Consider the following 21,247-nt stretch of genomic DNA (forward strand, 5'->3'; position numbering starts at 1 on the left):
GAGCAACGGGCGCCTTGATGGCGCCCGCATCGCCTACAAGGTTCAAGGGAGCAACAAGATGATCAAACGCAATCTGCTGGTGATGGGCCTGGCGGTCCTGCTCAGCGCCTGCGGTTTCCAGCTGCGCGGCACAGGTGTCACCGAGCTGAGCCTCAAGGAACTCGACCTGAGCGCGCGCAACGCCTATGGCGAAACCGTGACCCAGCTGCGCCAGGTACTGCAAACCAGCGGCGTCAACGTGCACACAGGTGCGCCGTACAAGCTGATCCTGACCAACGAACAGGAAAACCAGCGCGCGGCCAGCTATGCCGGCGCCGGCCGTTCGGTGGAGTACGAGCTGACCACCGAGCTTAGCTACGAAATCAAGGGCCTGGACAACCTGAGCCTGCTGAACGACAAGATCGAAGTGCAGAAGGTCTACGTGCACGACAGCAACAACCTGACCGGTTCCGATCAGGAAGCGGGCCAGATCCGTGACGAGATTCGTCGCGAGCTGGTACAGCGCATGGTGCTGCGCCTGCAGCAACTGACCCCCGAGCAGCTCGAAAGCCTGCAACAGCAGGCCGATGAGCGGGCCAAGGCCGAAGCCCAGGCGCTTGAAGCTGCACGCCGTGCCCAGGATGCAACCCCCCAGCAATCGCCGCTGGAACTGCCGGCCAACTGAGCCTGAACGGGGCGCTTCGGCGCCCCGTCTATCTGTCCTATGAAGCTCACACCTGCCCAACTGCCCAAACACCTGCAAGGCAACCTCGCACCGGTCTACGTGATCAGTGGCGACGACCCATTGCTGTGCCAGGAAGCCGCCGATGCGGTGCGCCTGGCGGCTCGCCAGCAAGGGTTCGACGAACGCCAGGTGTTCAGCGCCGACGCCAACTTCGACTGGGGCACCCTGCTGCAGGCCGGTGCCAGCCTGTCGCTGTTCGCGCAAAAGCGTGTGCTGGAGCTGCGCCTGCCATCGGGCAAGCCCGGCGACAAGGGCGCGGCGGCACTGATCGAATACTGTGTGCGCCCGGCCGACGACACCCTGCTGCTGGTCAGCCTGCCCAAACTTGATGGCAGCGCGCAGAAGACCAAGTGGGGCAAGGCCCTGATCGAAGGCCAGCAGGTGCAGTTCGTGCAGATCTGGCCGGTCGACACCCAGCAGCTGCCGCAATGGATCAACCAGCGCCTGGCCCAGGCCGGGCTCTCGGCCCAGCGTGATGCGGTGGAGCTGATCGCCGCACGGGTCGAAGGCAACCTGCTGGCCGCAGCGCAGGAGATCGAAAAGCTCAAGCTGCTGGCCGACGGCAACACGATCACCGTGGAAACCGTGCAGGCAGCAGTGGCCGACAGTGCACGTTTCGACGTGTTTGGCCTGGTCGATGCGATCCTCAACGGCGAGGCCGCGCATGCGCTGCGCATGCTCGAGGGGCTGCGCGGCGAAGGGGTCGAGCCACCGGTGATCCTCTGGGCACTGGCGCGCGAGCTGCGTGTACTGGCCGGCCTGGCCCAGCAGTTCGCCCAGGGCGTGCCGCTGGACAAGGCGTTCAGCCAGGCTCGCCCGCCAGTGTGGGACAAGCGCAAGCCGTTGATGAGCAAGGCCCTGCAGCGTTACTCGGCGCAACGCTGGGCGCAGCTGCTGCAGGATGCCCAGCGCATCGATGCGCAAATAAAGGGCCAGGCCCAGGGCTCGCCCTGGGTGAGCCTGTCGCGGCTGTCGCTGTTGATGGCAGGTCAGCGGCTGGCATTGCCTGCCGAGTAACCCCCCTGACGGTCAGCACCGGCGAAGCTTCCGGGGGCCGCTGCGCAACCCATCGCCGGCAATGCCGGCTCTGCCCTTGCCTGCGAGGGGTTCAGCGCCTATATTGCGCCCACACCCATCTGAGCAGGACCTCTGCCATGAGCAAAAAGCCCGCAAAGCACCGGCCCAACAAGGCCAAATCGATCATCGCCCAGCCCTTGTTCCGCAGCCGTCAGGAACCCGCCGGCAAAGGCAAAGGCAGCTACCGCCGCGAAGCCTTCCAATCGAGAGATTGGGAGGCTTCTCACTTTTTGGCCGCATGAAAGCAAGAAACCCACAGGCATGATATGGTCGTCACCTGACCTGAAATACCTGGACCCATGCATGCCCTTATGCCCCTCCCGTCGCCGGCAACTTCGCCAGCTGACCGCAGCTTCCAGCCTTATCCTGCTCGTCGCCTGTGCCGAGCAACCTACCGTCGCCGACACCCTGCCCCTGGCTCCCGCGCAACCTGCCCCGGTGGTCACCCTGCCCACCCCGAACACCGACGCCAGCCCGGAAATCCAGCCCCTGCAGACCTTTGCCCAATGGCAAGCCGGCTTTCGTCAGCAGGCCCTGCAGGCCGGCATCACCCCGGCCACCTTCGACCGCGCGTTCATCGGCATCACCCCCGACATGGACGTGATCAAGGCCGACCGCAGCCAACCCGAATTCACCCGGCCGGTGTGGGAATACCTCGAGGGCGCGCTGTCGCCCCTGCGCGTTCGCAACGGCAAGAAGCTGCTCGACCAGCATGCCGTCCTGCTCAGCCAGCTGGAGCAACGCTATGGCGTGGACCGCAGCGTACTGGTGTCGGTATGGGGCATGGAGAGCAACTTCGGCCAGTTCCAGGGCAGCAAGTCGGTGGTCCGCTCCCTGGCCACCCTGGCCTATGAAGGACGCCGCCCGGCATTTGCCCAGGCGCAGCTGATCGCGGCCCTGCAGATCCTGCAGAACGGCGATATCCAGCCCGAGGCCATGCTGGGTTCGTGGGCCGGCGCAATGGGCCAGACCCAGTTCATTCCGACCACCTACAACACCCACGCCGTGGACTTCGACGGCGACGGTCGCCGCGACATCTGGAAGAGCTCGGCCGATGCGCTGGCCTCCACCGCGCACTACCTGCAAAGCTCCGGCTGGAAACGTGGCGAGCCCTGGGGCTTCGAAGTCCAGGTGCCAGGCAGCTTCGACTACTGGCTGGCCGATGGCAGCCTGCGCAAGAGCGTGGCCGAGTGGCAGCAACTGGGTGTGACCCTGCCAGCCGGTGCCCGTGCCCCGGCTGGTACCGAACAGCTGTCGGCCGCCCTGCTGCTGCCGGCGGGCGCCCGTGGCCCGGCATTCCTGGTGCTGGACAACTTCCGCGCGATCCTCAAGTACAATAACTCGTCGTCCTATGCGCTGGCCGTAAGCCTGCTGGCGGAACGCTTCGACAACTCGGGCTTCATTCGCGGGTCGTGGCCCAAGGATGACCTGCCGCTGAGCCGCAGCGAGCGGATCGAGCTGCAGCAACTGCTCAGCGCCAACAATTATGACGCGGGCACCGCAGACGGGATCATCGGCGCCAACACGCGCAAGGCCATCCGCAGTGCGCAGCAGGCGCAGGGCTGGCCGGCCGATGGCTACCCGACGCACAAGTTGCTGGAAAGCCTGCGCAAGCGCTGACAGCGCGACAGCAGGGCCGGCTCCCACAGCCTGTAGGAGCCGGCCTTGCCGGCGAAGAAGCCAGTGAAGCCATCAACAAAAAGGCCCCCGTACCATCGCTGGTACGGGGGCCTTTTTTCAGCCAGTCACACGCCGGTCACAGCTTGATCTTGGCCTCGTGCGCCTGTTGGTCGGCATGGTACGACGAACGCACCAGCGGGCCCGAGGCGACGTTCTTGAAGCCCATCTTGTAGCCTTCCTCGGCGAACCAGGCGAAGGTGTCCGGGTGCACGAAACGCTGCACCGGCAAGTGGCTGCGCGATGGCTGCAGGTACTGGCCCAGGGTCAGCATGTCGATGTTGTGCTCGCGCATGCGATGCATCACCTCGATCACTTCCTCGTCGGTCTCGCCCAGCCCCAGCATCAGGCCGGACTTGGTCGGTACGTGCGGCACCAGCTCCTTGAACTTCTGCAGCAGGGTCAGCGACCACTGGTAGTCCGACCCCGGACGCGCGGCCTTGTACAGGCGCGGCACGGTTTCCAGGTTGTGGTTGAACACATCCGGCGGCTCTTGCGCCGTGATCGCCAGTGCCACGTCCATGCGTCCGCGGTAGTCCGGCACCAGGGTTTCCAGCTGCACGCCCGGCGACAGCTTGCGGATCTCGCGCAGGCAGTCGGCAAAGTGCTGGGCACCGCCGTCACGCAGGTCGTCGCGGTCCACCGAGGTGATCACCACGTACTTCAGGCGCAGGTCGGCGATGGCCACGGCCAGGTTCATCGGCTCGTCGACATCCAGCGCTTTGGGCCGGCCGTGGCCGACGTCGCAGAACGGGCAGCGACGGGTGCAGATGTCACCCATGATCATGAAGGTGGCGGTGCCGCCCGAGAAGCACTCGCCCAGGTTCGGGCAGGAAGCCTCTTCGCACACGCTGTGCAGCTTGTGCTTGCGCAGCAGCTGCTTGATGCGGTCGACTTCCGGCGACACCGGGATGCGCACGCGGATCCAGTCAGGTTTTTTCGGCAGTTCCTCAGTCGGGATGATCTTGACCGGGATACGTGCAACCTTTTCGGCGCCACGCAGCTTGACGCCAGCTTCGACCTTGGGCCGTGGGGCCGGGCGCGCGCTGACGTCCTGAGTGGGAATAAGGGTTTGCTGCGGTTCTTGCACAACAGTATTCATATTCAGTCGATTCCGCCCGCAAGGGTCGTCTGCTCAGCATAGTCGAGGTGCTTGACCAGCTGCCCGCGCAGCCTTGCCCTTACCTCGGTGAGTTCGATCGGGCCTGCCTGATCGCGCAGCTGGGTCATGGCCAGCCCCGCATACCCGCAGGGGTTAATCCGGCGGAATGGCGCAAGGTCCATGTCCACGTTCAAGGCAAGGCCATGGAAAGAACAGCCATTGCGAATGCGCAAGCCGAGGGAGGCGATCTTCGCCCCGTCGACGTAGACGCCAGGCGCGTCGGGCTTGGCCGCCGCCTCGACGCCATAACTGCCCAGCAGCTCGATCAGGCAGCGCTCCATACGGCTGACCAGGTCACGCACGCCAAAGCCCAGGCGGCGTACATCGAGCAACAGGTAGGCCACCAGCTGACCCGGTCCATGGTAGGTCACCTGGCCACCGCGGTCGGTCTGCACCACCGGGATATCTCCCGGCAGCAGCAGGTGCTCGGCCTTGCCGGCCTGGCCCTGGGTGAACACCGGCGGGTGTTCAACCAGCCACACTTCATCGGCCGTGCCCGGGCCACGCTGGTCGGTGAACCGACGCATGGCCTCGAGCACGGCCGTGTAAGGCAGCAGGCCGAGGTCGCGAAAGCCGAGGCTGGCCGACATCAGAGCACCATTTTCACGATTCCGGTCGCGCGCAGGGCACTGTTGATGTTCTGCAACTGGTCTTCACTGGTGGCAATGATGTGCAGCTGCACCGTGGTGTACTTGCCTTCCTTGCTCTGGCGCTCGGCCAGGGTCTTGAGGTCGACCTCGGCGTATTTCTTGAGAATCTCGATCACCGTGTCCCTGAAATGGACCACGGTGTCGCCGATTATCTTGATCGGGTAATCGGCGCAGGGGAATTCGATCTTGTGCGACTTGACGTCTGGTTCGGTCATGGCAGTAACGGCCTCGTAAGCCGTGGCAACAACAATGCCCCCGCGTGAGTGTGCGGGGGCATGGCAGGTCACGATATCAGTTGAACAGCCCGTAGAAGAATAGCCGAATGCTATCCCACGCACGACGCAGGAAACCACCTTCCTCCACGTCGTCCAGCGCGATCAGGTCGGCGCTGTGTACCACATTGTCATCCAGTTTGACTTCCACTTTACCGATCACGTCACCTTTGGCGATGGGCGCGGTCAGCTGCGGGTTCATGGTCATGCTTGCAGCCAGCTTCTTCAATTGGCCTTTAGGCAAAGTCATGCTCAGGTCTTCGGCAAGACCTGCCTTGACCTGGGCTGTCTTGCCCTTCCACACCGGCGCCTGGGCCAGTTCGGTGCCCTTCTGGTAGAAGGTCTGGGTCTCGAAGAAGCGGAAACCGTAGGTCAGCAGCTTCTGGGTTTCGGCAGCGCGCGATTGCTCGCTGTTGGTACCGAACACCACGGCGATCAGGCGCATGCCGTCACGTACTGCCGAGGACACCATGCAGTAGCCCGCCTCGTCGGTGTGGCCGGTCTTCAGGCCGTCGACGGTCTTGTCGCGCCACAGCAGCAGGTTGCGGTTGGGCTGCTTGATGTTGTTCCAGAAGAATTCCTTTTGCGAGTAGATCGCGTAGTGCGCCGGATCCTCGTGGATGATCGCCCGTGCCAGCACCGCCATGTCGTGCGCCGAGGAGTAGTGCTCGGGGTTCGGCAGGCCGGTGGGGTTCATGAAGTGGCTGTTGCTCATGCCCAGGTCGGTGGCAGTCTTGTTCATCATGTCGGCGAAGGCGTCTTCACTGCCGGCGATGTGCTCGGCCAGGGCGACGCTGGCGTCGTTGCCGGACTGGATGATGATGCCGTGCAGCAGGTCGCTGACGCTGACCTGGGTGCCGACCTTGATGAACATGCGCGAACCGCCGGTACGCCAGGCGTTTTCGCTGACGGTGACCGGATCGTTCTCGCCGATCTGCCCGCGACGGATGTCCAGGGTGGCGATGTAGGCGGTCATCAGCTTGGTCAGGCTCGCCGGAGGCAGGCGCTGGTCGCCATTGTTCTCGACCAGGATGTTGCCGCTGGAGGCTTCCATGAGCACGTAGGACTTGGCTGCCAGTTGCGGCGGCGACGGCATCATCTGCTCTGCCGCGAAAGCGGCAGGAGCGATCATCAGCGGTACAAGCAGGCAAAGGCGTTTGGCAAAGCTGGTTATGTTCATCCGTCTCTCGAAATGGCTATTGGGCTCATGCCCTCGCGGGCAAAACGTATTCCAGGCGCTGGGCCTGGCGAGCAAAACGGCCATTGTACATGGCTGCTCTGCCCGACTGCATGACAAACCGATCAGTCCCCCCGATCAGTCTGCCGTGACGACTTTGGGTTGCCCCAGGTTGGCCAGGCGCACGCTGTCCTGCATCTGCTGGGCCTCGCCCTGGCTGTTGATCGGCCCCAGGCGCACGCGGTGCAGGGTCTGCTGGTTGCGCACGATGGAACTGATGAACACCGGCGCGCTGACCATGCCGCTGAGCTTGGAGCGCAGCAGTTCGGCCGCATCCGGGTTGGCGAACGCGCCGACCTGCAAGTAAAGACCATTGCTGGCCGGCCCGCTGCCGTTGTTGGCAACCTGCACCGGCACCACGGCCGCCGCGTGCTGCTGCGGCGGCGGGGTCCATTGCTCGACGGTGCCGGTACTGGCCGGCAGCGGCTGGGTCTGGGCCACCTGGGGCTGGTTGAGCACCATCGGCGCCTGCTGACCACGCTGGGCCCACCATTGCTGCGGGTCGATGCCCTCGACGCGCACCCGGGCGGTACCGGTTTCGGCGTAGCCGAGCTTCTTGGCCGCGGCGTAGGACAGGTCGATGATGCGGTCCGAATAGAACGGACCACGGTCGTTGACCCGCAGGATCACGCTGCGCTGGTTGTCCAGGTTGGTCACCTTGACGTAGGCCGGCAGTGGCAGGGTCTTGTGCGCCGCACTCATGCCGTACAGGTCGTACACCTCGCCATTGGCGGTGTTCTGCCCGTGGAACTTGGTGCCGTACCACGACGCCGTACCCTCGGCGCGGTAATTGCGCGAGTCCTGGATCGGGAAGTAGGTCTTGCCCAGCACCGTGTAGGGGTTGGCCTTGTAGTTGCCGGTGTGCACCGTTGGGGTGGCGTCGGGGATCTTCGAGACATCCACGTCCCACCACGGCGCGCCGTCCTTGTGGGCCCGGTTGATGTCCAGGCCCGGCTTGGCGCGAACCACGTTGCTGCCACCTTGCGGCGTCGGGCGGCTGGAGGAGCAGCTGACCAGCAACAGGCCCAGGGCCGCGCAACCGATCAGTTTGAGAGATGTGTCAGTAAACAGTACGCGCATTACCTGGCGCCCCTTGCCTGGACCAGCTGATCCGAGAGTTGATGTACCGCCATGGCGTACATCACGCTGCGGTTGTAGCGAGTGATCGCGTAGAAATTCTTCAGGCCCAGCCAGTATTCCGGGCCGTTGTCGCCTTCGAGCCGGAAGGCGGTGACCGGCAGATCATCGCGCAGCGCATCATGACTCGACCAGCCCAGTGCCCGCAACTGCGCGACGGTCTTGACCGCCTCGATACCCGGGCTCAGGCCCTCGTCGACACGTTCGCCACGCACCTGGGCGCGGCTGACCACGCCCTCGCCGGCCACCCAGCCATGGCGCTTGAAGTAGCTGGCCACGCTGCCGATGGCATCGTCCGGGTTGGTCCAGATATTGATGTGGCCGTCGCCGTCGAAGTCCACGGCATAGGCGCGAAAGCTGCTGGGCATGAACTGCGGCAGGCCCATGGCGCCGGCGTACGAGCCCTTGAGGGTCAGCGGGTCGACCTGCTCTTCGCGGGCCAGCAGCAGGAACTCGCGCAGCTCCTTGCGGAAGAACTCGGCCCGCGGCGGGTAATCGAAGCCCAGGGTCGACAGCGCGTCGATCACCCGGTAATTGCCGGTGTTGCGGCCAAAGAAGGTCTCCACGCCGATGATCGCCACGATCACCTGGGCAGGCACGCCGTATTCCTTTTCGGCGCGCGCCAGGGTGGCCTCGTGCTGGCGCCAGAAGTCCACACCGCGGGCGATACGCGCGTCGGTGATGAACATCGGCCGGTATTCCTTCCACGGCTTGACCCGCTCGGCCGGGCGCGAGATCGCATCCAGGATCGACTGCTTGCGCTGCGCCTCGCGAAACACCGCCATCAGTTGCTCGCCGGCAAAGCCGTAGTCGCGGGTCATCTCGCCGACGAACTCGGCCACCTGGGGCGAGCCGTCATAATCGGCGGCACTCGCCTGCTGACCTGGGGCCAGCAGCCCCAACAGCCCGACCCAGGGGGCACAGCGAGCCACCCAGCCACGCATTGCTTGCATTGAATTGTTCACCTTATTCAAACCTGCGCGATCCATTTGCGGTGCGTGTGGATCGACATCAAAACCCCAAACGCTGACAGCAGCGTCACGAGCGAAGTTCCGCCATAGCTGATGAAGGGCAGCGGCACGCCCACCACGGGCAACAGGCCGCTCACCATACCGATATTGACGAACACGTATACGAAGAAGGTCATGGTCAGGCTGCCGGCCAGCAGCTTGCCGTACAGCGTCTGCGCCTGGGCCGTGATCACCAGGCCGCGACCGATCAGCAGCAGGTAGATCAGCAGCAGCGCGCAGATGCCCACCAGGCCGAATTCCTCGCCGAGCACGGCGATGATGAAGTCGGTGTGGCTCTCGGGCAGAAAGTCCAGGTGCGACTGGGTGCCGAGCAGCCAACCCTTGCCGAATACCCCACCCGAGCCGATCGCCGCCTTGGACTGGATGATGTTCCAGCCGGTGCCCAACGGGTCGCTTTCCGGGTCGAGGAAGGTCAGCACGCGCTGCTTCTGGTAGTCGTGCATGACGAAGAACCACATCGCCACCGCCACCGGCACTGCCGCCGCCAGCACGCTGAGGATCCAGCGCCAGCGCAGCCCGCCCATGAACAGCACGAACGCGCCCGAGGCCAGGATCAGCAACGCGGTGCCCAGGTCGGGCTGGCGCACGATGAGAATGAACGGCACACCGATCAGGATCAGGCTGATCATCACGTGCTTGAGGTGCGGCGGCAGGGTGCGCTTGGCCAGGTACCAGGCGATGGTCGCCGGCATGATGATCTTCATGAACTCCGACGGCTGGAAGCGGATCACCCCGGGGATGTTGATCCAGCGCGTGGCGCCCATGGCGTTGTGGCCCATCACGTCCACCACCACCAGCAGGATCACCCCGCCGACGTACGCCAGTGGCACCCAGCGCGCCATGAAGCGTGGCTCCAGCTGGGCGATGACGAACATCGACACCAGGCCCAGGCCGAACGAGGACGCCTGCTTGAGCAGCATGTCCCAGTTCTTGCCGCTGGCCGAATACAGCACGAACAGGCTGCCGGCGGCCAGGGTCAGCAGCAGCACCAGCAGCGGGCCGTCGACGTGGATGCGCTGCAGGAAGCTGGCGCGGCGGCGCATCACGTCCTCGCTGGAGAGCATGCGATCGAAATTACTCTTCACGGGCCGTTTCCTGCGCGGTTGTAGGGTTGGCTGGCGGGGCGGCCGGGGTGGTCACCGACACATTGGTCGGGGCGCCCGCGGGGTTGGCGTATTCAGGCTTGAGGCGACCGTTCTGGTCGAGCAGCCAGGCGTCCATCACCTGGCGCACCACGGGGGCGGCCACGCCGGAGCCGGACTCGCCGTTCTCGACCATCACCGACACCACGATCTTCGGGTTTTCGGCCGGGGCGAAGGACACGAACAGGGCGTGGTCGCGGTGACGCTCCTGCACCTTGTTGCGGTCATACTTCTCGCCCTGCTTGATCGCGACCACCTGCGCGGTACCACTCTTGCCGGCGATGCGGTACTGCGCGCCGATGGCGGCCTTGCGCGCGGTACCACGGGCACCGTGCATCACCATCTCCATGCCGTGGGTGACCCTGTTCCAGTCGGCCTTGTCACGCAGCACGATGTCTTCCATCGGGTTCTCGTCCACCGGGCGCACGCCCTCGACGGTCTTGGCCAGGTGCGGGCGGTTCCACTTGCCCTTGCTGGCGATCAGCGCGGTGGCCTGGGCCAGTTGCAGCGGCGTGGCCTGCATGTAGCCCTGGCCGATGCCGAGGATCAGTGTCTCGCCGGGGAACCACGCCTGGCGCCGGGTCGCGCGCTTCCAGTCACGCGACGGCATCAGCCCGGAGGATTCCTCGAACATGTCCAGCGCGACCTTCTGGCCGATGCCGAAGCGGTTCATGTAGGCCGAAAGCCGGTCGATGCCGACCTTGTGCGCCAGGTCGTAGAAATAGGTGTCGTTGGAACGCATGATCGCCGTGTCGAGGTCGACCCAGCCATCGCCGGTGCGGTTCCAGTTGCGGTACTTGTGGTCATAGTTGGGCAGTTGGTAGTAGCCCGGGTCGAACACCCGCGAGGTGGCCGTGACCGCGCCGGTGTCCAGGCCGACGATGGCCACTGCCGGCTTGATCGTCGACCCCGGCGGGTACAGGCCGCGCAGTACGCGGTTGAACAGCGGGCGGTCGATCGAGTCGCGCAGCTCGGCATAGGCCTTGAAGCTGATGCCGGTGACGAAGGGGTTGGGGTCGAAGCTCGGCTGACTGACCATCGCCAGCACTTCACCTGTGTTCGGGTCGAGCGCCACGATCGCGCCACGACGACCGCCCAGCGCCGCTTCGGCAGCTTCCTGCAGCTTGATGTCCAGGCTCAGGACGATGTCCTTGCCGGGGATCGGATCGGTACGCTTGAGCACCCGCAGCACCCGGCCACGGGCGTTAGTCTCGACCTCTTCGTAGCCGACCTGGCCATGCAGCTCGGCTTCGTAGAAGCGCTCGATACCGGTCTTGCCGATATGGTGGGTGCCACTGTAGTTGACCGGGTCGAGGGACTTGAGCTCTTTTTCGTTGATGCGCCCCACATAGCCGACCGAATGCGCAAAGTGCGCACCCTGCGGGTAATGGCGTACCAGCTGCGCCGCCACCTCCACACCCGGCAGACGGAACTGGTTCACCGCTATCCGGGCGATCTGCTCTTCGGTCAGCTCGAACAGGATCGGTACCGGCTCGAAGGGCCGACGCCCCTGGCGCATGCGTTTTTCGAACAGTGCCCGGTCGTCCTCGGTCAGCTCCAGCACCTCGACGATGGAATCGAGCACCTGCTGCCAGTCACCGGAACGCTCGCGGGTCATGGTCAGGCTGAAGCTTGGCCGGTTGTCGGCGACGATCACCCCGTTGCGGTCGAAGATCAGCCCGCGTGTCGGCGGGATCGGCTGCACATGCACCCGGTTGTTCTCCGACAGCGTGGAGTGGTAGTCGTACTGAATGACCTGCAGGTAGTACAGCCGGGCGATCAACACGCAAATCAGCAGCACGATCGCGACTGCGCCGACCACGACGCGGCTACGCACCAGGCGGGCGTCTTTCTCGTGGTCCTTGAGGCGAATCGGCTGCGACATTGAAAAGGCTTACGACTATTTGTGGTAAGGGTGCCCGGACAACACGGTCCAGGCGCGGTACAGCTGTTCGCCGATCAGTATCCTTACCAACGGGTGCGGCAAGGTCAGCGGCGACAGCGACCAGCGCTGCTCGGCCCGCGCACAGACTTCCGGCGCCAGCCCTTCGGGGCCGCCGACCATGAAGTTGACGGTACGCGAGTCGAGGCGCCAGCGGTCCAGTTCGACCGCCAGCTGTTCGGTGCTCCACGGCTTGCCGTGCACCTCGAGGGTGACGATACGCTCGCCCGGCTGGACCTTGGCCAGCATGGCCTCGCCCTCCTGACGGATCAGGCGGGCAACGTCGGCATTCTTGCCGCGCGTGTTGAGCGGTATCTCCACCAGCTCCAGGGACAGCTCCGACGGCAGGCGCTTGGCATATTCATGCCAGCCGTCCTCGACCCATTTGGGCATGCGCGAGCCGACCGCGATCAGACGCAGACGCACGGGGCTACCTTATTCCTGGTCTTTGTTGAGCTTGGCGAAGTGCTCGTGGGTGTGCTCCGGGCTGTGGTGCTTGCCATCGGCGGCACGGCTCTGCTCGGCACCTTTCCACAGGCGCTCCAGGTCGTAGAACTGACGGGCCGAGGCGGTCATCATGTGCACGATGACGTCGTCCAGGTCCAGCAGCACCCAGTCGCTGTCGCCCTTGCCTTCTTCGCCCAGCGGACGAACGCCCTTCTCCTTGACCATCTGGCGGACCTTGTCCAGCATCGCGCTGATCTGACGGTTGGAGGTACCGGTGGCGATGATCATGTAGTCGGTGATGCTCTGCTTGTCGCGAACGTCGATGACCAGGACGTCCTGGGCCTTGACGTCTTCAAGGGCAGCTACCGCGACCTTGACCAGCTCTTCGCCTTTAATCATTTCTTGCTTGCTCATATAAAACTCATTCAACTCGTAGGTATGAGGCGCCGTTGGCGCACTCAGTTCGGCACACGGTACAGGCCGTGCGCATCGATATAGGCCAGTACTGCGTCCGGCACCAGAAACCGCACCGACTTGCCGCTGGCCAGCAGCTGTCGGATCTGCGTGGCCGACACCGACAAGGGTGTCTGCCAGACGAATGCTATGTGCCCGGCCGGCCCCTGCAGGGCTTGCGGGTCACTCACCGAACGTGCGGCCAGCAGGTTGCGCAGGGCATCCGGCGACTCGACGTCGGCATCCGGGCGCTGAAGCACCAGGATATGACAGTGTTGCAACAACTCTTCCCAGCGATGCCAGCTCGGCAGGCCGCAGAATGCGTCCCAGCCCAGCAGCAGGAACAACTGGTCGTCAGCGGCCATTTCGGCGCGCATCAGCTCCAGCGTATCGATGGTGTAGGACGGCTTGTCCCGGGCCAGCTCACGCGCATCGACGCTCAGCAGGGGCACGCCCTCGACCGCGCGCTCGACCATGGCCAGGCGATCCTGCGCCGACACCTGCGGCATGTCGCGGTGCGGCGGGCGCGCATTGGGCATCAGGCGCAGTTCGTCCAGCGTCAGCACCTCGGCCACCTCCAGCGCACTGCGCAGGTGACCGATGTGCACCGGATCGAACGTGCCGCCGAGCACGCCGATGCGCCGGGCGGGCGACGGCGTGGCAGCAACGGCGAGCGGGCTGTGCTCGGCCAAGGTCAGAACGACTCCTGACCGCGCAGCTGGCCGTCACCGATCACCACGTACTTCTCGCAGGTCAGCCCTTCCAGGCCGACCGGGCCGCGTGCATGCAGCTTGTCGGTGGAAATGCCGATCTCGGCCCCCAGGCCGTACTCGAAGCCGTCGGCAAAGCAGGTCGGGGTGTTGATCATCACCGACGAGGAGTCGACCTCGGCGGTAAAGCGCCGGGCCTGACCCTGGTGTTCGGTGACGATCGAATCGGTATGGTGCGAACCATAGTGGTTGATGTGCTCGATGGCCGCATCCAGGCCATCGACCACGCGAATCGACAGAATCGCCGCCAGGTACTCGGTGCTCCAGTCGTCTTCGCTGGCCGGCAGTGCCTCGATGATCTGCCGGGTGCGCTCGCAGCCCCGCAGCTCCACGCCCTTGTCGCGAAACTGGCTGGCCATCGCCGGCAGGAACGCCGCGGCGACCGACTGGTCGACCAGCAGGGTTTCCATGGCGCCGCAGATGCCGTAGCGATAGGTCTTGGCGTTGAAGGCGATGCGTTGGGCCTTGTCCAGCTCGGCGTGCTCTGCCACGTACACGTGGCAGATGCCGTCCAGGTGCTTGATCACCGGCACCCGTGCGTCGCGGCTGACCCGTTCGATCAGGCCCTTGCCGCCACGGGGCACGATCACGTCGACGTACTCGGGCATGCTGATCAGCGCGCCCACCGCCTCGCGGTCGGTGACCTCGACCACCTGCACCACCGCCGCGGGCAGGTCGGCCTCGGCCAGGCCGCGCTGGATGCAGGCGGCAATGGCACGGTTGGAATGAATGGCTTCGGAGCCGCCACGCAGGATGGTGGCGTTGCCCGACTTCAGGCACAGGCTGGCAGCGTCGATGGTCACGTTGGGGCGCGACTCGTAGATGATGCCGATGACGCCCAGCGGTACGCGCATCTTGCCGACCTGGATGCCGGAGGGGCGATAGCTCATGTCGCGGATGGCACCGACCGGGTCCGGCAGGCTGGCCACCTGGCGCAGGCCGACGATCATGCCGTCGATGCGGGCCGGGGTCAGCGCCAGGCGCTCGAGCATGGCCGGCTCCAGACCATTGGCGCGACCGGCAGCCAGGTCCAGTTCGTTGGCGGCGCCCAGCTCGGCGCGGGCGGCGTCCAGGGCATTGGCGGCAGCGTGCAGGGCGCGGTTCTTCTGCGCGGTGCTGGCGCGGGCAATCACGCGCGCGGCCTCACGGGCGGCGCGACCCAGGCGGGTCATGTAGTCAAGAACGGACTCAGTCATGGGCTCAGTGTCTTGGCGGAGGGGAAAATCGGCTGATTATAACTGTCATGCAGGTATACGCCCAGCGGTGTCAGGCGGATGGTCGAAAACAGTGTATGAAGATGTACCGTAGCGCGTCCCTTCGCCGGCAAGGCCGGCTCCAGCAAAGCCCCGCCGCCGACCCGGACCATAAATTGCTATTATCGCGCCCATGACCGAATTCGCCCCCTGCCCGCCCCGGGCCCTCCCCGACAGCTTCTTCGACCGCGACGCCCAGACCCTGGCCAAGGCCCTGCTCGGCAAGGTAATCCGTCATCGTCAGGGCGAGCTGTGGCTGTCGGCGCGCATCATCGAAACCGAAGCCTATTACGTCACCGACAAGGGCAGCCACGCCTCGCTGGGCTACACCGAAAAACGCAAGGCCCTGTTCCTCGATGGCGGCCACATCTACATGTACTACGCCCGTGGCGGCGATTCGCTCAACTTCAGCGCCCACGGCCCCGGCAACGCGGTGCTGATCAAGTCGGCCTACCCCTGGGTGGATGCCGTCAGCGACCACAACAGCCTGGCGCAGATGCAGCTGAACAACCCCGATGCCAGCGGCCAGCCGCGCGCCGACCAGCGCCTGTGTGCCGGCCAGACCCTGCTGTGCAAGGCCCTGGGGCTGAAAGTCCCGCACTGGGACGCCCAGCGCTTCGACCCCGAGCGGCTGTTCGTCGAAGACTGCGGCATAACCGTGAAACACATTATTCAGACCACACGCCTGGGCATTCCCCAAGGGCGCGACGAACATCTGCCCTACCGTTTCGTCGACGCCGACTTCGCCGCGCACTGCACCCGGAACCCACTGCGCCGTGGGCAAGTCGAAGGCCGCGACTATTTCTTACTGACACAAGGAAACTGACACCATGGGCCCAAGGCTCGACAGCCTGACCGGCTGGCTGACCGCGAACCCGCAATGGCTCGGCCTGGCAATCTTCATCGTGGCCTGCGTCGAATGCCTGGCCATCGCCGGGCTCATCGTGCCCGGCACCATCCTGCTGTTCGCCGTGGCGGTTCTCGCCGGCAGCGGCGCACTGGGCCTGAGCGAAACCCTGCTGCTGGGCTTTCTGGGCGGGCTGCTGGGCGACGCGATTTCCTACACCCTGGGCCGGCGCTTCCACCAGAACATCCGGCGCCTGCCGCTGCTGCGCCACCACCCCGAATGGATCGGCAGCGCCGAGAGCTACTTCCAGCGCTATGGCATCGCCAGCCTGCTGGTGGGGCGCTTCATCGGCCCGCTGCGGCCGATGCTGCCGATGGTGGCGGGCATGTTCGACATGCCCTTGCCACGCTTCATCGCCGTCAGCCTGTTGGCAGGTGCCGGCTGGGCGGTGGCCTACCTGCTGCCCGGCTGGGCCACCGGCGCGGCCATGCGCCTGCCGCTGCCCGAAGGGTTCTGGACCGAAGCAGGCATCATCGCCGCCGGCCTCGCACTATTGATCGGCCTGAGCATCAGCACCAGCCTGCGCAGCAAGCGCTACGGCACACGGCTGATCGCCGGCCTGAGCCTGGTAATGCTGGCTGCGGTGTTCATCGGCTGGCCGTACCTGAACGATTTCGACCAGGGCCTGATGACCCTGGTGCAGGAACACCGCCGCGCCACGCTGGACGGCACCATCGTACTGATCACCCGCCTGGGCGACTTCCGTACGCAGTTCGTGGTGGGCGGTGTGCTCACCGGCCTGCTGCTGCTGAGCCGGCAGTGGCGCCCGGCGATCTTCGCCGCCTGCACGCTGATGGGCACGGCGCTGGCCAACGGCACACTCAAGTGGCTGTTCGCCCGCGCGCGCCCCGAAGTGCTCAGCGACCCGCTGACCTCCTACAGCATGCCCAGTGGCCACAGTTCGGCGTCATTCGCGTTCTTTCTGACGCTGGCGGTGCTGGCCGGTCGTGGCCAGCCGCCACGCATGCGCCTGACCTGGATTCTGCTGGGGTGCCTGCCGGCGATGTCGATTGCCCTGTCCAGGGTCTACCTGGGTGCACACTGGCCCACCGACATCCTCGCCGGCTCGCTGCTGGCCTGCTGCGTGTGCGCCGCCAGCCTGAGCCTGGTGCAGCACCGCGAACCGCTCGGCGCCATGCCGCTCAAGGTGTGGTGGCTGATCCTGCCGGCCTGCGCCGGCACCCTGGCGTTCTTCGCCCTGCATGCCTTGCCCCATGCCCTGCTGCGCTACCAGTACTGAGACCTAGGCGAACAACTCGCCCTGCAGCCGCTCGAGCAGCGCCTGGATCGCGTCCAGGCGCTGGCGGGGCGAATCGATGGCCAGCAGGTCGAGCTTGTCTTCATCCTCGAAAGGCAGCAGGTAGGCCAGCTGGTTGGCCAGTGCCTGCTGGCCGATGACCTCGACCGGCATGTCCAGTGCCGCCACCATCGGGTGCTCGCCTAGCGCGCCGAGCAAGGCCAGCAGGTCGTGATCGTCCTCCTCCAGGGGGGCGTCGGGCTGTTCGCTGCGCCAGTTCACGTCGGCCAGCAGCAGTTGGTCCTTCTGCACCTCGTAGGGGCCGACATCGAAGCGCCGCACACCCTCGACGCGAATGCCCAGCAGGCCGTTGTCCTGCTGCTGGAAGTCGCGTATCAACGCCTCGCAGCCGATTGTCGCGAACCCCGACGGGGCATTGCCCACCTGCTCGCCTTCGAGGATGCACACCACGCCGAACCCGCCGCCCTGCTTCATGCAGCGGCCGATCATGTCCAGGTAACGCGCCTCGAAGATCTGCAGGTCGAGCTTGCAGCCGGGGAACAGCACGGTATTGAGTGGAAACAGGGGCAATGTCATCGAATATCCTCAGGCAACCAGGCTGACCGCCAACGGCAGGAACACCGCCGTGACCACTCCCATCAGGCTCATGCCCAGGGCCGCGAAGGCCCCGGTTTCCTCGCTTTCCTCCAACGCCACCGCCGTGCCCACCGCGTGCGCACTGATGCCCAGTGCCATGCCGCGGGCTTCCGGGCTGCTCACCCCGCAGGCCGACAGCAGGGCCGGGCCGAAGATCGCCCCGATCACCCCGGTGATCAGCACGAACACTGCCGCCAGCGCCGCCACCCCGCCGATCTGCTCGGCCACCAGCATCGCAATCGGCGAAGTCACCGACTTGGGCGCCATGGTCATCAGGATCATGTGTTCGGCACCGAACCACCAGCCCAGCAACAGGCAGGCACAGGTCGCGACCAGGCCGCCGATTACCAGCGTAGTCAAGGTCGGCCACAACAGCTGGCGAATACGCCGCAGGTTCAGGTAGAGCGGGACCGCCAGGGCCACGGTGGCCGGGCCCAGCAGGATGTTCATGATTTCGGTGCTCTTGCGGTACTCGGCGTAGGACACGCCGCACGTCACCAGTACACCGATCACCACCAGCATCGATACCAGTACCGGCTGCAGGAAGATCCAGCGGGTCTTGTCATAGGCCGCCAACACCAGCTGATAGGCCCCCAGGGTGATACCGATGCCGAACAGCGGGTGGTGGATGACCGCATCGAGGGCGCCGTGCCAGTCCAGGCTCATGGCTTTTCCTCACGACGGGCCTGACGGGCAATCATCTTCTGCATGAGCACGCCACAGAACGCCAGGGCGATCAGCACCGACAGCACCAGCGAACCGACGATGGCCCAGAAGTCGGCAGCAATGTCGGCGGCGTACACCATCACCCCCACCGCCGGCGGCACCAGCAGCAACGGCAGGTAGCGCAGCAGGCTGCTGGCCGCCTCGCTCAACGGCGCACTGACCTCGCCGCGCAGCATCAGGTACGCCAGCAACAGCACCAGCCCGATGATCGGCCCCGGCAGCATCGACAGAAACAGGTGATTGATCGCCGTCCCCAGCAACTGGAACAGCACGAGCCACGTCAAACCACGCAACAACATTGCACTTCTCCCTCAGGCCTGGCGGCCATTATAAGCACGCTAACGACTGGTCTATACCCCGATATTCGCTGAAACAACGGTGACTTGACCGCATCCGGTCGGCGTGCTGATCTTAAGCAGTCGAACCTGTAGCAGTCACAACAAAATCAAAGACAACCAGGAGAGTCGCAATGCCCTATGTACCCGTTGCAGAGCTGGCGCAGTACGTTGGAAAGGAACTGGGACGTTCCGAGTGGCTGACCATCGACCAGGAGCGCATCAACCTGTTCGCCGAGGCTACCGGCGACTTCCAGTTCATTCATGTGGACCCGGTGAAGGCGGCAAAAACGCCATTTGGCAGCACCATTGCCCACGGTTTTCTCACCCTTTCGCTGATTCCCAAGCTGATGGAAGACATCCTCGTGCTGCCCGAGGGGCTGAAGATGGTCGTCAACTATGGCCTGGACAGCGTGCGCTTCATCCAGCCGGTGAAGGTCGGTTCGCGGGTTCGTCTCAAGGTCGACCTGAGCGAGGCCATCGAGAAGAAACCGGGCCAGTGGTTGCTCAAGGCCACCACCACCCTGGAAATCGAAGGCCAGGACAAACCCGCCTATATCGCCGAGCCACTGTCGCTCTGCTTCGTCTGACCCGCCCAAGGTGAAACAGCTGCCAGCGGCTGTTTCACCCGCGACAAACTGCGGCATACTCGGGGCCTGACTTGCCCGGACCCCGCCATGCGCCCATTCGTACCCCTTGCCCTGACCCTGCTGCTCGCCGCCTGTGGCGACGGTGAACCGCTGTCACCGCCCGATGCACGCCTGCCCGATGGCGGCCGCTACCGTGGCGACGTGGTCAATGGCCTGCTGCAGGGCCCGGGGCGCATCGACTACCCCAATGGCAGCTGGTATGCCGGCAACTTCCAGCAGGGCCAGTGGCAGGGCCGCGGCGAATGGCACGGCAGCAATGGCGAGGTGTACCGCGGCGAGTTCCAGCAGGGTCTGTTTCACGGCCAGGGCGAGCTGACCACCCCGGGCAGCCACTACAGCGGCGGCTTCAAGCTTGGCCGGCGTGACGGCGAAGGCACCCTCAGGGAAGGCCAGGTACAGTATCGCGGGCAGTTCAAGGACGACCAGTACAACGGCGCCGGCGAACTGACCCTGGCCGACGGCAGCCAGTACCAGGGCCTGTTCGCCAAGGGCAAACCCCACGGCGAAGGCATCCGCAGCGATGCCAGTGGCAACCAGTTCAGCGGGCGCTTCGTCGACGGCCAGTTGCAGGGCAGCGGCACCTTCAACAGCGCCGAAGGCGACCAGTACATCGGTGAATTCAAGGACAACCACCTGCAAGGTCGTGGCCGTTACGAAAACGCCGATGGCGACGTGTGGATCGGCCAGTTCCGCGACGGCTCGCTGACCGGCAAGGGCGAGCTGTTCGGCAGCGACGGCAGCCACTACAAGGGCGAGTTTCGCGACTGGCGCTTCGCCGGCCAGGGCCGCCTGCAATTGCCCGACGGCAGCCTGTACGTCGGCGGTTTCGAAAACGACACCTACCAGGGCAAAGGCCGGCTGACGCAGGTCGACGGCAGCGTCGAAAGCGGCCACTGGGTAAACGGCCTGCGCGTGCGCGACGAACACGGGCGCCTGTTGCCCGACCCCCTGGAGCTGGCCCTGCTCAAGCAGGGCACCCTGCTCGACAAGGCGCTGGCCCAGGTACCGGCCTCCACCCCGGCCATCGAACTGTACAGCCTGGCCCTGGCCGGCGATGGCAACCAGAGCGTGTTCATGCGCGAGGCCGACTACGTCAGCGACATGCTCAAGACCCGTTTCGGTGCCACTGGCCAGGTCGCCCTGGTCAACCACCGCGACCACATGGCCGACCGCCCCCTGGCCACCCGCGAGAACCTGGCGCGGGCCGCACGCACCCTGGCCGAGCGCAGCGGCCCCGAAGACCTGGTGTTCATCTACCTGACCAGCCACGGCAGCCACGAACATGAACTGGTGCTGGATCTGCCGCGCCTGCAACTGGCCGACCTGCCCGCCGATGAACTCTCGGCCGCGCTTGCCCCACTAAAGGAACGTGACAAGATAATCGTGATCTCTGCGTGCTACTCGGGGGGTTACATCGATTCACTCAAGGACGACAAGACCTTGATCATGACCGCATCGCGTGCCGACCGGGTGTCGTTCGGCTGCTCCGAAGAGGCCGACTTCACCTATTTCGGCGAAGCACTGTTCGCCCGGGCACTGAACCAGACCGACGACCTGCAGCAGGCCTTCGAACTGGCCAAGACCACGGTGCAGCAGCGCGAGCAGGCCGATGGCTACGAGGCTTCCGAACCTCAGCTGTGGGCGCCGCAACGGGTGCTGCAGCACTGGCAGAAACTGCGCCAGCAACAGGCACGAAAAGCACTGCAAAGTGCCGATGCGGTACAAGCAGAAAATACAAGCAGCCACTAAGCTGACTGTATC

General features: G+C 65.1%; 23 protein-coding genes. 8 read left to right on the top strand and 15 right to left on the bottom strand.

All coding sequences use genetic code 11. From position 1 onward, the window contains the following. Positions 1 to 58: 58 nt before the first annotated feature. The 4 genes from lptE (at position 59) to NJH59_RS04205 (ending at position 3,421) form a co-directional block, all read left to right on the top strand. Positions 59 to 664, top strand: a complete 606-nt coding sequence (gene lptE, locus NJH59_RS04190; protein ID WP_236177045.1) for an LPS assembly lipoprotein LptE — start codon at positions 59 to 61, stop codon at positions 662 to 664. A 39-nt stretch (positions 665 to 703) separates the two neighbouring features. Beyond that, positions 704 to 1,741, top strand: a complete 1,038-nt coding sequence (gene holA / locus NJH59_RS04195; RefSeq protein WP_253086440.1) for a DNA polymerase III subunit delta — start codon at positions 704 to 706, stop codon at positions 1,739 to 1,741. 137 nt (positions 1,742 to 1,878) lie between these two features. After that, positions 1,879 to 2,043 carry an alternative ribosome rescue factor ArfA gene (gene arfA, locus NJH59_RS04200; protein ID WP_054916343.1) on the top strand — a complete coding sequence of 55 codons (165 nt, stop codon included), beginning with the start codon at positions 1,879 to 1,881 and terminating at the stop codon, positions 2,041 to 2,043. A 61-nt stretch (positions 2,044 to 2,104) separates the two neighbouring features. After that, on the top strand, positions 2,105 to 3,421 hold the full coding sequence (locus NJH59_RS04205; protein WP_253086441.1) for a lytic murein transglycosylase: 1,317 nt from the start codon (positions 2,105 to 2,107) through the stop codon (positions 3,419 to 3,421). 136 nt (positions 3,422 to 3,557) lie between these two features. On the opposite strand, the gene lipA is transcribed toward NJH59_RS04205, so the two are convergent. From lipA to NJH59_RS04265, 12 genes are all read right to left on the bottom strand, one after another. After that, positions 3,558 to 4,580 (bottom strand): lipoyl synthase, encoded by a 1,023-nt coding sequence (gene lipA / locus NJH59_RS04210; RefSeq protein WP_043863898.1) that lies wholly within the window; start codon positions 4,578 to 4,580, stop codon positions 3,558 to 3,560. A gap of 2 nt (positions 4,581 to 4,582) precedes the next feature. Then, complete coding sequence (gene lipB / locus NJH59_RS04215) at positions 4,583 to 5,230, bottom strand: lipoyl(octanoyl) transferase LipB (protein WP_043863899.1); 648 nt, start codon at positions 5,228 to 5,230, stop codon at positions 4,583 to 4,585. Next, positions 5,230 to 5,505, bottom strand: a complete 276-nt coding sequence (locus tag NJH59_RS04220; RefSeq protein WP_043863900.1) for a DUF493 domain-containing protein — start codon at positions 5,503 to 5,505, stop codon at positions 5,230 to 5,232. Before NJH59_RS04220 ends, lipB begins: the two co-directional genes overlap by 1 nt. 76 nt (positions 5,506 to 5,581) lie before the next feature. Then, complete coding sequence (locus tag NJH59_RS04225; RefSeq protein WP_043863901.1) at positions 5,582 to 6,742, bottom strand: D-alanyl-D-alanine carboxypeptidase family protein; 1,161 nt, start codon at positions 6,740 to 6,742, stop codon at positions 5,582 to 5,584. Positions 6,743 to 6,877: 135 nt separating this feature from the next. Continuing rightward, the gene (locus NJH59_RS04230; protein WP_043863902.1) at positions 6,878 to 7,879 is read right to left on the bottom strand and encodes a septal ring lytic transglycosylase RlpA family protein; all 1,002 of its coding nucleotides are present in this window, start codon (positions 7,877 to 7,879) and stop codon (positions 6,878 to 6,880) included. Beyond that, complete coding sequence (mltB, locus tag NJH59_RS04235; RefSeq protein WP_043863903.1) at positions 7,879 to 8,889, bottom strand: lytic murein transglycosylase B; 1,011 nt, start codon at positions 8,887 to 8,889, stop codon at positions 7,879 to 7,881. Before mltB ends, NJH59_RS04230 begins: the two co-directional genes overlap by 1 nt. Positions 8,890 to 8,906: 17 nt before the next feature. Further along, positions 8,907 to 10,010 carry a rod shape-determining protein RodA gene (gene rodA / locus NJH59_RS04240; RefSeq protein WP_043863944.1) on the bottom strand — a complete coding sequence of 368 codons (1,104 nt, stop codon included), beginning with the start codon at positions 10,008 to 10,010 and terminating at the stop codon, positions 8,907 to 8,909. Positions 10,011 to 10,041: 31 nt separating this feature from the next. Next, positions 10,042 to 11,994: a penicillin-binding protein 2 gene (gene mrdA / locus NJH59_RS04245; protein ID WP_054916341.1), complete on the bottom strand. Its 1,953-nt coding sequence runs from the start codon at positions 11,992 to 11,994 to the stop codon at positions 10,042 to 10,044. 15 nt (positions 11,995 to 12,009) lie between these two features. Continuing rightward, positions 12,010 to 12,477: a 23S rRNA (pseudouridine(1915)-N(3))-methyltransferase RlmH gene (gene rlmH / locus NJH59_RS04250; protein WP_010222895.1), complete on the bottom strand. Its 468-nt coding sequence runs from the start codon at positions 12,475 to 12,477 to the stop codon at positions 12,010 to 12,012. A 9-nt stretch (positions 12,478 to 12,486) separates the two neighbouring features. After that, positions 12,487 to 12,912, bottom strand: a complete 426-nt coding sequence (rsfS, locus tag NJH59_RS04255; RefSeq protein WP_088514344.1) for a ribosome silencing factor — start codon at positions 12,910 to 12,912, stop codon at positions 12,487 to 12,489. A 44-nt stretch (positions 12,913 to 12,956) separates the two neighbouring features. Then, entirely contained in the window at positions 12,957 to 13,643 is a 687-nt protein-coding gene (gene nadD, locus NJH59_RS04260; protein WP_043863906.1) for a nicotinate-nucleotide adenylyltransferase, read from the bottom strand. Between the two features lie 2 nt (positions 13,644 to 13,645). Further along, complete coding sequence (locus NJH59_RS04265) at positions 13,646 to 14,917, bottom strand: glutamate-5-semialdehyde dehydrogenase (protein WP_043863907.1); 1,272 nt, start codon at positions 14,915 to 14,917, stop codon at positions 13,646 to 13,648. A gap of 190 nt (positions 14,918 to 15,107) precedes the next feature. Between NJH59_RS04265 and NJH59_RS04270 the strand changes: the two genes are divergently transcribed. After that, positions 15,108 to 15,800, top strand: a complete 693-nt coding sequence (locus NJH59_RS04270; RefSeq protein WP_043863908.1) for a DNA-3-methyladenine glycosylase — start codon at positions 15,108 to 15,110, stop codon at positions 15,798 to 15,800. Positions 15,801 to 15,804: 4 nt separating this feature from the next. After that, positions 15,805 to 17,121 (top strand): bifunctional DedA family/phosphatase PAP2 family protein, encoded by a 1,317-nt coding sequence (locus tag NJH59_RS04275; RefSeq protein WP_253086442.1) that lies wholly within the window; start codon positions 15,805 to 15,807, stop codon positions 17,119 to 17,121. 3 nt (positions 17,122 to 17,124) lie between these two features. Here NJH59_RS04275 and NJH59_RS04280 read toward each other — a convergent pair whose 3' ends face one another. Genes NJH59_RS04280 through NJH59_RS04290 form a run of 3 tightly spaced genes read right to left on the bottom strand, consistent with a single transcriptional unit; the run spans position 17,125 to position 18,800 of the window. Beyond that, positions 17,125 to 17,715, bottom strand: a complete 591-nt coding sequence (locus NJH59_RS04280) for an LON peptidase substrate-binding domain-containing protein (RefSeq protein WP_043863910.1) — start codon at positions 17,713 to 17,715, stop codon at positions 17,125 to 17,127. 9 nt (positions 17,716 to 17,724) lie between these two features. Beyond that, the gene (locus NJH59_RS04285; protein WP_173925073.1) at positions 17,725 to 18,435 is read right to left on the bottom strand and encodes an LrgB family protein; all 711 of its coding nucleotides are present in this window, start codon (positions 18,433 to 18,435) and stop codon (positions 17,725 to 17,727) included. Positions 18,436 to 18,437: 2 nt separating this feature from the next. Beyond that, positions 18,438 to 18,800, bottom strand: coding sequence for a CidA/LrgA family protein (locus NJH59_RS04290; RefSeq protein WP_043863912.1), 363 nt, complete (start codon positions 18,798 to 18,800; stop codon positions 18,438 to 18,440). A gap of 170 nt (positions 18,801 to 18,970) precedes the next feature. Here NJH59_RS04290 and NJH59_RS04295 point away from each other — a divergent pair, with 170 nt between their 5' ends. After that, the gene (locus NJH59_RS04295; RefSeq protein ID WP_043863913.1) at positions 18,971 to 19,426 is read left to right on the top strand and encodes a MaoC family dehydratase; all 456 of its coding nucleotides are present in this window, start codon (positions 18,971 to 18,973) and stop codon (positions 19,424 to 19,426) included. 87 nt (positions 19,427 to 19,513) lie between these two features. Then, positions 19,514 to 21,235, top strand: coding sequence for a C13 family peptidase (locus NJH59_RS04300; protein ID WP_123753495.1), 1,722 nt, complete (start codon positions 19,514 to 19,516; stop codon positions 21,233 to 21,235). Positions 21,236 to 21,247: the final 12 nt, after the last annotated feature.

Origin of the sequence: Pseudomonas sp. VE 267-6A (genome assembly GCF_024126555.1) — a bacterium.
GTDB lineage: Bacteria > Pseudomonadota > Gammaproteobacteria > Pseudomonadales > Pseudomonadaceae > Aquipseudomonas > Aquipseudomonas palmensis.